Here is a 14484-nt window from a genome sequence, read left to right as displayed (position 1 = left end):
ATGGCCGTGCTATGCGCGGCAGCGTCGGCCTTCCTTCTCCCCACGGGCAGGAACCCGGCCGCGACCCGGCTGAGCGACCAGTTCCGGAGACCCATACACCGGACAACACGGCAGAACCCGGACCAGAGAAGGGAACACAGATCCGGCAAGGCGGAAGCAGCGGCCCAGCGACGCGACGTCCTCCTCCGGCGCCTGGCTGCGGGCATGGCAGGAGTGCTGTGCGCAGTCACGCTCGGCGGACCGACCGGCACGACGATCGGTGTCCTGGTCGCGGTGGCCGTCTGGTTCTCGTTCGGCCGCCTGGGGAACGCGGAACGTAGACGCAGGCGGGCACGCCTTGTCGCGGACCTACCCGTGGCGGTGGATCTTCTCGCGGCCTGCCTGCGCGGCGGCGCCCCCTGGCACGACGCGGTCACCGCCGTCGCGGACGCGGTGGGCGGCCCGCTCGGGGACGAGCTGCGAGCGGTCTCCATCCAGATCCGGTTAGGGGCCGACCCGGCCGAAGCATGGCTCACGCTCGCGAAGGAGCCGATGCTCGCGCCGCTGGCTCGCACGGCTGTCAGGGCGGCGTCCACCGGCGCCGCACTGGCCCCGTCCCTGAGCCGCCTCGCACGAGACCAGCGGCGTGTGGCGCGCTCGGCCGCGGCGGCCAGAGCACGGTCGGCCGGCATCCGCGCGCTCGCCCCACTCGGCTTGTGCTTCCTTCCCGCCTTCGTCCTGCTCGGCGTCGTCCCGGCCGTCGCCGGGATCGCCTCGACGATCCTCCTGCCGCGGTGACCGGGTTATCCACAGTGCGACGTTCACCCGTCACCCAACCCCGCGGCTCAGCAGCCTTTGAACCGAACCACCACAAGGGAGAGGAGCCCCATGCGGGCGATACAGACGGCGGTGCGCCGACGGCCCCGCCTGTGCAGGGACCGGGGAATGTCCACGGCCGAGTACGCGGTCGGCACCATCGCCGCGGCGGCGTTCGCCGGACTGCTGTTCAAGATCGTGACCAGTCCGCAGGTGAAGGAGCTGCTCTTACAGATCATCGAGAAGGCCCTCAAGCTGGCCGGCTGAGGGATCGCGGGATGGCCACGGCGGAGATCGCCGTGGCACTCCCCACCCTGGTCCTGGTGACCGCGATGGCGCTGTGGGGCTTGACGGCCGCATCTGTTCAGCTCACATGCACCGACGCCGCCCGCTCCGGCGCCCGCGCAGCGGCCAGAGGCGAGTCCCTGACCGCCGTCCGCGAGCTGGTGGTAAAGGCCGTCCCCAAGGGAGCCACGGTGCGGGTGACCCGAGATGAGGCCACCGTCCATGTGGACGTCTCCGCCCCCGTCAAGCCTCCGGCGGCAGCAGGCCTTCCGTCCTTGACCGTCCACGCCCACGTGGCCGCCGCAACAGAACCAGGCGTCCCGCCCGACAAGAACTGAGCCGCCACCACCCCACACCGGCCACCACCAAGGGCCGCTGCACCGCCGCACCGCCGCACCGCACAAGAAGTACCCGACCCAGCCGGAGGCACCCAGTGCGACCGCATACTCACTGCACAAGCTGCAAACCTGTGCAGCATCGTGGCGTCTCACAGCGGGCGACCACGGAGTTGGGAAGCCCACCCCTGCGGGCGTCGGATCCAGCCTGGGACTTCGCGACGTACGTCCGCTCCGCAAGACATGCGCTCCCCTTGCAGCCTCGCGGAGAGCCTACGCAGCAAAAGGGGACGGGCGCCGTCCGGGGCGGTGGCCACCACGTCTCGCGGCTTCGCGGAGGCCGTGCGTACAGGCCGGTGGCGGGCGGCTGTTCAGGGCGGTGGCGAGGGGTGCGGCCACGTCGTGCGGTCTCGTGGAGGTCGTGTGGAGAGGACAGAGACGGGCGCCGTTCAGGGCGGTGACGGGGGGTACCACCACGTTCGGAGCCGCCCTCCCTGCCAACGGCTGGGAGGCCGCCCCCTTCAGGCTTCGGTTGGGTCGCCAGTTCCCCAGGCGATCGATGCTGAGAACACGGCCATGAGTCAGCGGCGGACGATGTGGGGTCGGTCCGTCAGACCTGTGGAACCGCGAGGCGCGTGGCTGTGCGCCGGTGCGCTCAGCCTGCGCGCAACGTTCACGGCCGTTAGCCGTGTGGCCGTGTGAGGGCCCTGTGGCTCTGTTAGGTGGCGTTATGGGGCGTTATGGGGCGTTCGGGTGTAGCGCGAGGTGTGCGGGCCTTGTGGTGACGCGAAATGCATATGGGTTGGTGGGTTGACCGGGTGTCGCTGCCGTGGGGTGGCCTGCTGAAGACGTGTGGTCGCGCGGAGTGGTGAAGGGCCCCGGTGGCGGGTGGCGGGTCCGTCTTGGGGCTTGGCCAGTGGCGGTACTGGATTGGGAGGGGGTGGATGTGGTGGCAGGGGTTGGTGAGCGAGTGCGGGTGTTCGGGGCGGATCGTGGGTCGGGGACGATCTGGGTTCTGGCCTTTGCCGCCGTGATCTGGGTGGGCGGGATCGCGGCGGTGGCCATCGGTGGGGTGCGAGGTGCTCGGCATCGGGTGGATGCGGCGGCTGATCTGGCGGCACTGGCTGGGGCCGCCCGGCTGGCGGCGGGCGGAGAGGGCGCGTGTGGGAGTGCGAAGAGGATCGCGGTCGAGTCCGGGGCGCGATTGGTGCGGTGCCAGGTGAAGGGAGACGTCGTCGAAGTGTCGGTGACGGTGGACGTGGTGGTGCCCATGGGGCTGGGCGCTGTGCAAGTCCTATCGCGGGCAAGGGCTGGCCCTGTGAAGCAGGAGGGCGTACCCTTACGCGACACGGCTCGTTGCACTGAGTGTCAATAGGCGGGGAGGTGCCGGCGATGAAACACGAGTCTCTTTGTCATCGTCCTGTGACTTCTGCTACCCGGTGGTACGTTACGCTGCCGTAAGCGTGTAGTTATCGCACGGGACGGTGAGCCCCGCGAGGCCCTCAGCGGGATGAGACGAGCAGAACGCTGTCGAAGGGATTGAGGCCGTGACCATCATTCGCAGGATCGGTGCAGCCGCGCTAGCGGCCCCCCTTGCGATGAGCTTCCCGGTACTCAGCGCACTCCCCGCGCAGGCCGCCACGACAAGCGTCATCACCCCGGCGGACGGCGCGGTCATCAAGAGCGGTTCCGAGTTGACCGCCAAGGCTCACTTCGACTTCGCGCTCACCATGCAGCTGTGGGTCGACGGCCCTGGGATCGGCAACACGTTCCTCCAGGAGAAGGGCCTCGCCGGTGACATGTCCGGGACGTTCCCGATCCGGCGGAACGGCAGCTACAAGGTCTACCTGAAGGGCAAGCAGACCGGCCACATCTACGACTCCAACACTTTTACCGTGCGCATCGCGCCGGCCGCGCCCACCGGTGTGTCCGCCCGGGTGTCCGGCAGCAAACTCGTCGTGAAGTGGAACCGCGGCCTTGAAGACGACCTGAGCGGCTACGCGCTTTCGGGTTCCGGGGTCAAGTCCAAGTCCGGTTCGGTGGACTCCCTCTGCCAAGGGACGAGCTGCTCCACCAGCCTGTCGCTGACCCGGTCGAGCGGTCCGGTCTCCGTGGGCATCCGGGCCCAGCGTCCCACCGGGACGGGCGGATCGCTGTACTCGAGCACCGCCACCGCGAACGCCACGGTGAGCGGCGGTGCGGCGTCGCTGCCCGGCGGCTCCGCGCCGTCCCTCCCCACGGGTGGGGCGCCCAGCACTGGAACCCCGCTGACGCCGTTCAACAACGAGTCGCCGGTGACCCTCCCGTCCGTCCAGCCCGACGGGGCGACGCCCGGGTTCACCTACCCCGCGCCGCAGATCGCCACCGACTCGCCGAAGGCCCAGAACATCGCCGCGACGGACCGGCTCCAGTGGGGCAAGAGCGTAGGTATCGCGCTGATCCTTCTGATCGTCGCCGCGCATCTCGGAACCTGGACGCGTCGCCTTCGTGTCGCCCAGGCGGGGACGAGCAACAAGGGCATGGCGGCCCGGATCGCGCGTAGCGGTACCGGCCGCCGGCGGGTCAGCAAGACCCGCGAGCAGATCGCACGCGCCGAGGCTCGCGCGAAGACGGCCCCGGTCATGGCGGTCGGCGGCAACGCCAAGAAGGGCGGTCTGGGGCGGAAGGCCCCGCGCTCGGGTCAAACGATGGTCCTGACTCCGCCGTCGGCCAAGGCGAAGCCCGCGCGCCGTCCCGCGACTCTCGGCAAGGGGGCCAGCGGCGTGAACGTCAGCATCGCCGCCAAGTCCGGCGCGAACCCCAAGCGCGCCCGCCGCCGCAAGTAACCGAGCCTGAGCAGCTTTGGTATCGCTGCGGGTTGGTTGTCGGGAGATCTTCGCGTTGCGCGTGGTGTGATCGCCTCTATTGGCGCACCGGTGATCTCGTCACCGCTCATGTCGGCCGGGCGGGGATGTCGGGCTGTGTCCTTGGGTGCTGAGCGGTTTCGTGGGGCTCCGTTGTGTCTTGATGTGGTCGTGCTGTCCTGATAGGTGCAGGTCTTCCAGTCGCAGTGGGGACGGTTCGAGTTGCGTGCCGGGGTGTTGATCGGGAGGGCTGGCGGGCGGTTTGGGCAGGGTCTAGGCTGCCTGCCGGGTGGATCACCCGGATCGTCCGGCAATGCGTCCTGTCGTCCGCGACCTCGGCCCGTTCCGTCCGGGAGGAGAAGGGCCTGATGGAGAGGAGACCCTCCGCATGATCTTCCTGGGGCTGATCGTCACGCTCGCCGCCATCGTGGCCGGTGTCGCCGTGGTGCTGGACAACACGGGCGACGCTCAGGTGACCATGTTCGGCGACAGCGTTCCGGGGATCACGGAGCAGTGGCACGTCTTCATGGCCGGAGCCGTGGTCGCCATCGTTTTCATGGCGGGGATGATGGTCGCGGCGCTGGGGTTCAAACGTGCGGTGAACATGCGCCGGGAGTTGCGGGACCTGCGGGACGAGCATGAGGAGTCCCTCCAGACGCTTGAGATTGAGCGGCGGAAGCTGCAGCAGGCCCTGGCTCAGGCGCGGCGCGGCATTGACGATCAGCCGTCCGTCCCGGCTCAGCGGGTCGCTCCGAACTGACGGTGGTCGGAGGACGCCTCGTCTCAGCCGGCCGGGTTTGAGTACTGGGCCTCGAAGGCCTCTGATGGGGCGATGGGCGTGATGACGTCGATGAGGACGCCGTTCGGGTCCGCCACGATGAAGTGACGCTGCCCGAAGTCCTCGTCGCGAAGCCGGAGTTCAGGGTGCAGACCTTCCCGGAGGACGAGCCGTTCCCATTCGGCGTCCACGTCCTCCACCTCGAAGTTGAGCAGCAGCCCTTGGACGGGTGTGCGATACGCCTCCGGCAGCGTCGGGTGTGTGTAGTCGAGCAAGGCCAGTTCGTAGGGGGACGTTCCGGGACGGCGCAGGCTCACGTACCAGTCGGCCTCGAACGTCGTCTCGAACCCCAGCAGTTCGGTGTAGAAGCGGTGAGATGCCGCTGGCTGAGGGGTGCAGATCACCGGGTAGAAGCTGGTCAGTCGCATGGAAACTCCTTTCACGTACCAGTGGTATGTGAAGCTACACTAACATACCGCTGGTATGTCAAGGAGGATGCGTGAACGTCAGGGCACGGCAGCGGGAGCGGACGCGAGAAGCGCTGCTGCGCGAGAGCAGGAGGCTGTTCGCCACTCGCGGGTACGGCGAGGTGAGCCTCTCCGAGATCGTCGGTGCGGCGGGGGTCACCAAAGGCGCGCTGTACCACCTGTTCGAGAGCAAGGCCGACCTCTTCCGCGCCGTCCTGGGACAGGTGCAGGAGGAGGTGGCCCGGACGGTGGCGCAGACCGCCGACGCCGAGGACGACCTGTGGACACGGTTCACGGCGGGCTGCCAGGCATTCCTCACCGCCAGCACGGCTCCCGGCATCCAGCGGATCATGCTCGTGGACGGTCCGGCGGTGCTGGGCTGGAACGAGTGGCGGGCACTGGACGAGGCCGGCTCGGCCAGCCATCTCGCCGACGTGATCACCGAGTTGATCAGTGCGGGCCTGATCGCTCCTCAGCCGGTCGCGCCGCTGACTCACCTGCTGTCCGGCGCGATGAATGAGGCCGCGCTGTGGCTGGCCGCGTCCGGTGACCCCACGGCGAACCTGCCCGATACGAGGTCGGCGCTGGCGCAGATGCTTGATGCCCTACGTGTTGGTTGATCGGGGCATGGCTCAGTGAGGCGGCCGCAGGTGCGGCGAGCGCCGTGCCCGGCAGGTGGTGTCGGCGTCGATGGGTGAGGCCTTGTGTGTGCCTCAACCACCAGGCTGATTGGGGCGGGCCCAGGCGGCCGACGAAAGCGCGGCACGGTCCCGCCGGGCGCGCAGTGGATGTGGTGGCTGGTCGGGTCGGTGTCGCCCCTGGTGTGGTGTGTTGGCCAGGTGGTCGGGGGCATCGTGCGGCGCGGTCTGGCGAGCGTGTGGTGGAGGCGGTGCGGGACGAACGGCGACGTGTCGTCGGATGAGCCCGGACGTCTCCCTGATGTCGACCCCTGCCGCCCCGTCTCGCTGGTTGGATCGGTGTCGCGTTGGGGCGGTGTGTCGGCTGGGTGGTCAGGCGATGCTGCTCATCGTGTGGGGGTTGGTCGTGGCTGGGCGTGGGGCGGCCACGTTGCGTGTGGCGCTGCCTAGGTGCCGGCCAACCAGCAGCCGTCTGTCACTAACGCCATGGCCAAGTACGCCCAGGCCTGGATGCGCTGCCTGGTGGAGAATGCGGCCGGAGTGGGCGCGGGTGGTTATGCCGGAGCCTGGGCTAGAAGGATGGCCAGGAGGTCCAGGGCGCCGCGCTTGTCCAGGGGATCGTTGCCGTTGCCGCATTTCGGTGACTGAATGCAGGACGGGCAGCCGGAGTCGCACTCGCAGGACGCGATCGCGTCGCGGGTGGCGTGGAGCCATTCGGCGGCGTCGGCGTAGCCGCGCTCGGCGAAGCCCGCGCCGCCCTCGTGGCCGTCGTAAACGAAGACGGTGAGGAGCCCGGTGTCGGGGTGGACGGCGGTGGACACGCCGCCGATGTCCCAGCGGTCGCACGTGGCGAAGAGGGGGAGCAGGCCGATCGAGGCGTGTTCGGCTGCATGGGCGGCGCCGGCCAGGTCGAGCCTGTCGAGAGAGGAGATCTGGGCGTCGGAGAGCGTCCACCAGACGGCGCGGGTGCGGAGGGTGCGGGTCGGGAGGTCGAGGGGTTTTTCGCCGAGCATCTCGCCTGTCTGCAGGCGGCGCATCTGGTAGGCGACGACCTGGCGGGTGACTTCGACGGTTCCGAAGCAGAGGGTGGCCTCGCCCCAGGACCTGGAGCGGAGCCGTTCGACGATGGTGATGTCGGTGACGTCGCGGGCGGTCGTCGAGTAGTCCGGGTCGGCGGATTCGACGAGCGCCACCGAGTCGTCCAGGTCGAGGGTTTGGACGATGAACGAGTCGCCTTGGTGGATGTAGACGGCCCCATCGTGGACGGTGGTGTGCGCGGACGACTCGTCGACGGTGCCGAGGAGTCGCCCGGTGCCCAGTTCGACGACCTGGATGGGCTCACCGCCCGCTCCCCGGATATCGGCCAGCCCGGCGGCCTTGTCACGGCGCGTCCAATACCAGCCCGCGGGGCGGCGGCGGAGGAAGCCGCGGCGGACGAGGTCGGGCAGCAGGGCGGCGGTGGAGGGGCCGAAGAGCGGGAGGTCGTCCTCGGTGAGCGGCATCTCGGACGCCGCTGCACAAAGGTGGGGTTCAAGGACGTACGGGTTGTCGGGGTCGAGCACGGTGGCTTCGACCGGTGTCCCGAAGATCGCCTCGGGATGGTGGACGAGGAACGTGTCGAGCGGGTCGTCGCGGGCCACCAGCACGGACAGCGCCGCCTGGCCGGAACGTCCGGCACGTCCGGACTGCTGCCACAGGGACGCGCGGGTGCCGGGCCAGCCGCAGACGAGGACGGCGTCAAGCCCGGAGACGTCGACGCCGAGTTCCAGGGCGTTCGTGCTCGCCAGGCCGATGATCGAACGGGAGCGGAGTGCGGCTTCCAGAGCGCGCCGTTCCTCGGGGAGGTAGCCGGCGCGGTAGGCGGCGACCTGCTCCGCTAAGGCGGGAGTGACCTCGTGCAGAGCGCGCTTGGCGCTGAGTGCCACCGACTCTGCACCGCGCCTGGAGCGGACGAACGCGAGTGTCTGGACGCCTTCGACGACGAGGTCTGCCAGAAGGTCGCCGGCTTCGGCGGTGGCGGTGCGGCGGACGGGGGCGCCGTGCTCGCCGCGCAGTTCGGTGAGCGGCGGTTCCCAGAGCGCGAACGTCGCCGGGCCGCGTGGTGAGGCGTCGTCGTCGACGGCGACGACGTCCAGTCCGGTGAGGCGGGACGCGGTGGTCGCGGGCTCCGACGTGGTGGCGGAGGCGAGGATGAAGGTCGGGTCGGCGTGGTAGCGGGCGCACAGCCGGCGCAGGCGGCGCAGGACGTGCGCGACGTGCGATCCGAAGACGCCGCGGTAGCCGTGCGCCTCGTCGATGATGACGTAGCGGAGGCGGCGTAGGAACGACGACCAGCGGGAGTGACTTGGCAGGATCGACCGGTGGAGCATGTCCGGATTTGTCAGCACGTAGTTCGCGTGTTGCCGGACCCATGTTCGTTCGTCCTGTGGCGTGTCGCCGTCATAGGTCGCCGCGCGCACGCGCGTGAGGCGCAAGGAGCGCAGGGCGCGGAGCTGGTCGGCGGCGAGCGCCTTGGTCGGCGACAGGTAGAGGACAGTCCCCTCGCGGCGAGGATTCTCGTCCCCCGCGTAGATCGCCTCGATGGAAGGCAGCAGGTAGGCGAGGGATTTCCCGGACGCCGTCCCTGTGGCGATGATCACAGAGCGGCCCGCGTGGGCGTGTTCGGCGGCGGCGGCCTGGTGCTGCCAGGGCGCCTCGATTCCGGACGCGGCCAGCCGCTCGACCAATAGCGGCGTTGACCAGGCGGGCCAGTCGGCTCGACGGCCCTGACGTGCGGGAACGCTCTCCACATGGGTGATGCGTTCGCGCCGCGTGGGGTCGGCGAGCAGCCGGTCGAGGGGGGAGGAAGATCTTTGGGCGCCCATCAGGTTTTCAGTTTGCCAGCCGGGGCAAAACTACGGGAACGCCCCGGCGCCGGTGTGCCCGTCCCCCTGTCCTGGCCACTGGATCAGCAGGTCAGACGGGATGGCGCGAACTTTCGCCCGTGTGGGCGATAACGTGCGTGTACGACGCCGGAGCGTGGTTGAATCACGGCGAACTCTCGATGGCCGAACCGCCGCCCCGGTTGGCTCGAAGATCGAGATCAGATAGTGCTGCACGGCGCGCTGGAGGACTCTGTGGACCTGAAGGTGAACGACTACACCACTGACGATGGCCTCACCGTCATCAACGTGGAGGGCGAGATCGACGTCTACACGGCGCCGAAGCTTCGCGAGAAGCTCATCGACCTGGTCAACAAGGGCAAGTTCCACCTGCTCGTGGACATGGAGAAGGTGGAGTTCCTCGACTCCACCGGCCTCGGCGTCCTCGTCGGCGGGTTGAAGCGGGTGCGCGCCCACGACGGTTCGCTGGAGCTGGTGTGCACCCAGGAACGCATCCTCAAGATCTTCCGGATCACGGGGCTGACCAAGGTCTTCGGCATCCACGACTCGATCGCCGAGGCCGAGGAGAAGCGCAAGGGCGCCAAGTAGCGGCCTGTAGCTGAGATGTCGACCGTCGAACTGTCCTTCAGCGCGCTGCCCGTCCATGTCCGGACCGCCCGGCTGATCGTGACCGCCGTGGCCCGCCGCAGCGGTGTAGCCGAGCCGTTGCTGGACGAGGTCAGGCTCGCGGTCGGCGAGGCGTGCTCGCGTGCCGTGGAGGCACATCGCCTGCACTGCCCGGACGAGCCCGTCCGCCTGGAGTTGAGCGGCGCCGACCGCCGCTTCGAGGTGACCGTCAGCGACACCGTCCCCGAGGACGCGGCGGCGGGCCTCCCCACGACCCCGGACGCGGAGGAGTTCGAGTACGCCCTGGGCGAGGGCACCGCGGAGCTGGGGCTGGCCGTCATCGCCGGGCTCGCCGACGACGTGGAGATCGCCGCCACGCCCAAGGGTGTCCAGATACGGATGAGCTGGCCGGCCGAGGCGGAAGCGACCATCTGACGCGCACGCGTCCCCACCAACGGCCGAAGGCCCCGCCGAACCCGGCGGGGCCTTCGACGTCCCGCCCCGACCCCGCGCCCAGGGCGCCAGGACCCCCGGGCTCCAGGGCGTCTGGGCCCCGAAACGTCCCGCCCCCAGGACACCCCGCCCCCAGTTCGCCCCCGACCCGTCACGACACCTCAGGGCCCCTCCCACCCCCGCGCCTCCTTCCCCACCGCTGATCTCCCACCACTGCCTCCACCAAGCACCCGCACGTGCCCTCACGAGCCCGCTCGCGCGTGCCCTCACGAGCCCGCTCGCGCGTGCCCTCACGAGCCCGCTCGCGCGTGCCCTCACGAGCCCGCTCGCGCGTGCCCTCACGAGCCCGCTCGCGCGGCCCCGGGACGGTCTCGCAGCCGACCAGTCCTGTCTCACCATCAAGCTGACCGGCTGACCGTTCGTGTCTCGCCATGGCGACGTCGGTCGCGAGTGGTCTTGCGGCGTGGGCTGTTGGGGGAGGGGCGTGTCTCGCTGCGGGTTGGTGGTCGACCGCTGGAGGTTGGGGGGTGTCCGGATTGGGACTGGTGGGGCCGGTGGGGTTTTGGGTGTGAGATTCTCTTGGGGATGATCTCGGTCTGGGTCGATTTGGGTCTGGACATATTCCGTGTTAATGGCTAGCTTAAATGCCGACGCCGGTGGCCTCGCCGATGCGCCTTTGACGTGCTGCGCATGTCAAGGTGGCCGCGAGGTAATAGTGAGCTAACCCAGGCTGACCTGGGACAATGCCGCCTGTCCGGGCTTATGGGGGAAATTCCGGCGTACCGTCCATTGCATTTTGGCGACATCCGCTTCCAGGGCCCTTCGGCCTTAACATTCGACCTACGCGTGCGTAGACTCCCGGCACCCGCGTTGCCGTGCGAGGGCGTTCGAAATCATGACTCGCGGGGTACGCGGTAAAGATCGTCTTTAGACGGTCGAGATCGCAACACCCCTGTCGAGGAGGACGGATGTCTGGGCTTTCCCTGTCAAGCCCGGCCAGCGCAGACGTGGATCTCGGCGGCGGCGACCTCTCATTGGTCGTCGTCGTCGCTGTGGTCGCACTGCTGGCACTGGCCGTCGCCGCGGGTCTCGTACGTGATGTCCTGGCCGCGGGCCAGGGCACCGACAAGATGCAAGAGATCGCGCGGGCCGTTCAGGTAGGAGCGAGCGCCTACCTGAAACGCCAGTTCCGAACGGTCGCGGTCTTCGTGGTCCTGATCCCGCTCGTACTGCTGTTGCTACCCGCCGACTCGACCGGGGAACGCATCGGACGATCGGTCTTCTTCATCATCGGTGCGCTGTTCTCGGCCGTCACCGGGTTCGTCGGCATGTGGCTGGCGGTCCGGGGCAACGTCCGGGTCGCGGCGGCCGCCCGTGAGGACGGCGGCGAGAAGACGGCGATGCGCATCGCCTTCCGCACCGGCGGCGTCGCCGGCATGTTCACCGTCGGGCTCGGCCTGTTCGGTGCGGCGGTCGTCGTGCTGGCCTACAAGGGCGACGCGCCGAAGGTCCTGGAGGGCTTCGGCTTCGGTGCCGCGCTGCTCGCCATGTTCATGAGGGTCGGCGGCGGCATCTTCACCAAGGCCGCCGACGTGGGCGCCGACCTGGTCGGCAAGGTCGAGCAGGGGATCCCCGAGGACGACCCCCGCAACGCGGCGACCATCGCCGACAACGTGGGCGACAACGTCGGCGACTGCGCCGGCATGGCCGCCGACCTGTTCGAGTCGTACGCGGTGATGCTCGTCGCGGCGCTGATCCTGGGCACCGCGGCGTTCGGCACCGAGGGACTGGTGTTCCCGCTGATCGTGCCGATGATCGGCGTGATCACCGCGGTGATCGGCATCTTCGCGGTGGCGCCCCGGGCCGGTGACCGGTCCGGGATGACGGCGATCAACCGGGGCTTCTTCATCTCGGCGGCGATCTCGGCGATCCTCGTCGCGATCGCCGCGTTCACGTACCTGCCGTCGTCGTTCGCGGAACTCACCGGGGTCACCGACACGGCGATCCAGAACCTGGACGCCAACCCGCGCTGGGTGGCGCTCGGCGCGGTCCTCATCGGCATCGTGCTGGCCAGCGCGATCCAGCTGCTCACCGGCTACTTCACGGAGACGAACCGCAAGCCGGTCCAGGAGGTCACCAACAGCGCCCGCACCGGGCCCGCGACCGTCATCCTGTCCGGCATCTCGCTCGGCCTGGAGTCGGCCGTCTACACCGCGCTCGTGATCGCGAGCGCCGTGTACGGGGCGTTCCTGCTCGGCTTCGGCAACACCACCGTCGCGCTGTTCGCGGTGGCGATGGCCGGTACCGGCCTGCTGACCACCGTCGGCGTGATCGTGTCGATGGACACGTTCGGTCCCGTCTCCGACAACGCCCAGGGCATCGCCGAGATGTCCGGGGACGTCCAGGGCGAGGCCGCGGCCGTCCTCGAACGGCTGGACGCGGTCGGCAACACCACCAAGGCGATCACCAAGGGCATCGCGATCGCGACGGCGGTGCTCGCCGCGACGGCGCTGTTCGGCTCGTTCCGGACGACGGTGATCTCGGCGTTGAACGACGCGTCCGACGAAGCCAAGGACGCGCTCGGCGGGTTCGGTGTGTTCAGCCTGTCGATCGACAACCCGAACGTGCTGATCGGGCTGATCATCGGCGCGTCCGTGGTGTTCATGTTCTCCGGTCTGGCCATCATGGCGGTCGGCCGGGCGGCCGGGCGGGTCGTGGTCGAGGTGCGGGAGCAGTTCCGCACCAAGCCCGGGATCATGGACTACACCGAGAAGCCCGACTACGACCGGGTCGTGGACATCTGCACCCGGGACGCGCAGCGCGAGCTCGCCACCCCCGGACTGCTGGCGATCATGACTCCGATCGCGGTCGGCTTCGCGCTCGGGTACGCGCCGCTGGGCGCCTACCTGGGCGGCGCGATCGCGGCGGGCGTGCTGATGGCGGTGTTCCTCGCCAACTCCGGCGGCGCCTGGGACAACGCCAAGAAGCTCGTCGAGGAGGGCCAACTCGGCGGCAAGGGCAGCCCCGCGCACGAGGCCACGATCATCGGTGACACGGTCGGCGACCCGTTCAAGGACACCGCCGGTCCCTCGATCAACCCGCTGATCAAGGTGATGAACCTCGTCGCGCTGCTGATCGCGGACGCGGTCGTCACGTACGCGGGCAACACCCTGCTGCGCGTCGTGGTGACCGTGCTGTCCGTCGCGGTCGTGGTGGCCGCCATCGTGATCTCCAAGCGGCGCGCCGACCCGATCGCCGAGCCGGCCGTCGAGGGCGGCGCACCCGGCCCGGCCGCCACGGAAGGCGGCGAGGCCGAGGGCGGCGCCGTCGAGGAGGGCTCCCCGGAGGAGGCGGCTGTCGGCGCCGACTCGGGCGGCGCCACGGCCGAGTCCGGCAACGAGGAGTCGTCCGCCAAGAACGGCTGACCGTTCGGGCGGACCTGATGGTCGACGCAGAGGGGCCGGCGGCGACGAGCCGCCGGCCCCTCTGCGTGCCCGGGGTCCTGTCACGTCCGCCCGGGGCCGGTCATACGCTGTACGTGCCGGAGTGAACTGAAAGCGGGAGGCGCTGTGGCGAGCGGCGGCAAGTCGACGATGTCGGGAGCCAAGGGCTTCGCCATCGTGCTCGGCGGGATGCTCGGCGTCCTGCTGGTGCTCTGGGCCCTGGCGGCCATGGTCGCCCCGTAACTCCCGCCGACCGGTGGTCTGCAATGGGTCGGTATGGCACGTGCTGAGGCAGTCGACGCGAACACGCCGACCTCAGGCGCCGCCGCAACCGCGCAACGGCCGAAACCGTCGCGATCGCGACCGAAGGCGGATTCGAGCGGAGCGAGGACCTGATCACGCAGCGAGCCGCAAGGCGAGTCGGAGCGATGCGGCGATCGCACCGCATTTGCCCGACGATGGAGGCCGCTGGGCTGAAGGAGGAGGGAAATGCCAACATGCATCGTGCTCCGGCACGCCAAGGCCGTCGCGGGGCTGGGGATCGCCGATATCGACCGGACTCTCAACGACCGTGGCCGGCGGGACGCCGCGGCGGCCGGTGAGTGGCTGCGCGCGAACGACCTCGTCCCGGAGCTGGTGTTGTGTTCCACGTCGGCGCGGACACGGGAGACGCTCGCCCTGCTGGACGTCGACGCAGAGGTGAGCTTCGAGTCCGGGATCTACGACAACGACCCGGACGGGCTCCTCACGCTGGTGGCCCAGACTCCGGACGATGTCGGGCGGCTGCTTCTGGTGGGGCACAACCCGTCCGTGCACCAGCTCGTCCACGACCTGACCGGAAGCGCCCCGGACAGGTTCCCGACGTGCGCGTTCGCCGTGATCGAGCTGCCGGGCGCGTGGACGGACGTCCGTCCCGGCGCCGGTACGCTCCGCGCCACCCACACCCCGAAGGACTGACG

General features: G+C 69.5%; 13 protein-coding genes. 11 read left to right on the top strand and 2 right to left on the bottom strand.

All coding sequences use genetic code 11. From position 1 onward, the window contains the following. Positions 1-204: 204 nt before the first annotated feature. From ACTWPP_RS06000 to ACTWPP_RS05975, 6 genes are all read left to right on the top strand, one after another. Complete coding sequence (locus ACTWPP_RS06000) at positions 205-777, top strand: type II secretion system F family protein (protein ID WP_443103076.1); 573 nt, start codon at positions 205-207, stop codon at positions 775-777. A 147-nt stretch (positions 778-924) separates the two neighbouring features. Beyond that, a complete protein-coding gene (locus ACTWPP_RS05995; protein ID WP_443103075.1) occupies positions 925-1062 on the top strand; it encodes a DUF4244 domain-containing protein in 138 nt (45 codons plus the stop codon). Positions 1063-1073: 11 nt separating this feature from the next. After that, positions 1074-1418 carry a TadE family type IV pilus minor pilin gene (locus ACTWPP_RS05990; RefSeq protein ID WP_443103074.1) on the top strand — a complete coding sequence of 115 codons (345 nt, stop codon included), beginning with the start codon at positions 1074-1076 and terminating at the stop codon, positions 1416-1418. 826 nt (positions 1419-2244) lie between these two features. Then, entirely contained in the window at positions 2245-2790 is a 546-nt protein-coding gene (locus ACTWPP_RS05985) for an Rv3654c family TadE-like protein (RefSeq protein WP_443103073.1), read from the top strand. Positions 2791-3013: 223 nt separating this feature from the next. Continuing rightward, the gene (locus tag ACTWPP_RS05980) at positions 3014-4240 is read left to right on the top strand and encodes a hypothetical protein (protein WP_443103072.1); all 1227 of its coding nucleotides are present in this window, start codon (positions 3014-3016) and stop codon (positions 4238-4240) included. A gap of 331 nt (positions 4241-4571) precedes the next feature. Continuing rightward, a complete protein-coding gene (locus tag ACTWPP_RS05975) occupies positions 4572-5018 on the top strand; it encodes a hypothetical protein (RefSeq protein ID WP_443103071.1) in 447 nt (148 codons plus the stop codon). Between the two features lie 23 nt (positions 5019-5041). Here ACTWPP_RS05975 and ACTWPP_RS05970 read toward each other — a convergent pair whose 3' ends face one another. After that, a complete protein-coding gene (locus ACTWPP_RS05970) occupies positions 5042-5464 on the bottom strand; it encodes a VOC family protein (RefSeq protein ID WP_443103070.1) in 423 nt (140 codons plus the stop codon). Between the two features lie 71 nt (positions 5465-5535). Here ACTWPP_RS05970 and ACTWPP_RS05965 point away from each other — a divergent pair, with 71 nt between their 5' ends. After that, on the top strand, positions 5536-6123 hold the full coding sequence (locus ACTWPP_RS05965) for a TetR/AcrR family transcriptional regulator (protein ID WP_443103069.1): 588 nt from the start codon (positions 5536-5538) through the stop codon (positions 6121-6123). Positions 6124-6695: 572 nt separating this feature from the next. Here ACTWPP_RS05965 and ACTWPP_RS05960 read toward each other — a convergent pair. Continuing rightward, positions 6696-9005: a DEAD/DEAH box helicase gene (locus ACTWPP_RS05960; protein ID WP_443103068.1), complete on the bottom strand. Its 2310-nt coding sequence runs from the start codon at positions 9003-9005 to the stop codon at positions 6696-6698. Positions 9006-9257: 252 nt separating this feature from the next. On the opposite strand from ACTWPP_RS05960, the gene ACTWPP_RS05955 reads away from it, so the two are divergent. The 4 genes from ACTWPP_RS05955 (at position 9258) to ACTWPP_RS05940 (ending at position 14482) form a co-directional block, all read left to right on the top strand. Continuing rightward, positions 9258-9611 (top strand): STAS domain-containing protein, encoded by a 354-nt coding sequence (locus ACTWPP_RS05955; protein WP_021597910.1) that lies wholly within the window; start codon positions 9258-9260, stop codon positions 9609-9611. A gap of 15 nt (positions 9612-9626) precedes the next feature. Then, a complete protein-coding gene (locus tag ACTWPP_RS05950) occupies positions 9627-10064 on the top strand; it encodes an ATP-binding protein (protein ID WP_443103067.1) in 438 nt (145 codons plus the stop codon). Between the two features lie 986 nt (positions 10065-11050). Next, positions 11051-13507, top strand: a complete 2457-nt coding sequence (locus ACTWPP_RS05945) for a sodium-translocating pyrophosphatase (protein ID WP_443103066.1) — start codon at positions 11051-11053, stop codon at positions 13505-13507. Between the two features lie 507 nt (positions 13508-14014). Then, positions 14015-14482: a SixA phosphatase family protein gene (locus ACTWPP_RS05940; protein ID WP_443103065.1), complete on the top strand. Its 468-nt coding sequence runs from the start codon at positions 14015-14017 to the stop codon at positions 14480-14482. The last annotated feature ends 2 nt before the right edge of the window (positions 14483-14484 follow it).

Source organism: Actinomadura sp. 3N407 (assembly GCF_052245875.1).
Lineage (GTDB): Bacteria > Actinomycetota > Actinomycetes > Streptosporangiales > Streptosporangiaceae > Spirillospora.
Note: the sequence above shows the minus strand (reverse complement) of the source record. Positions and strands in the feature narration are given on the sequence as shown.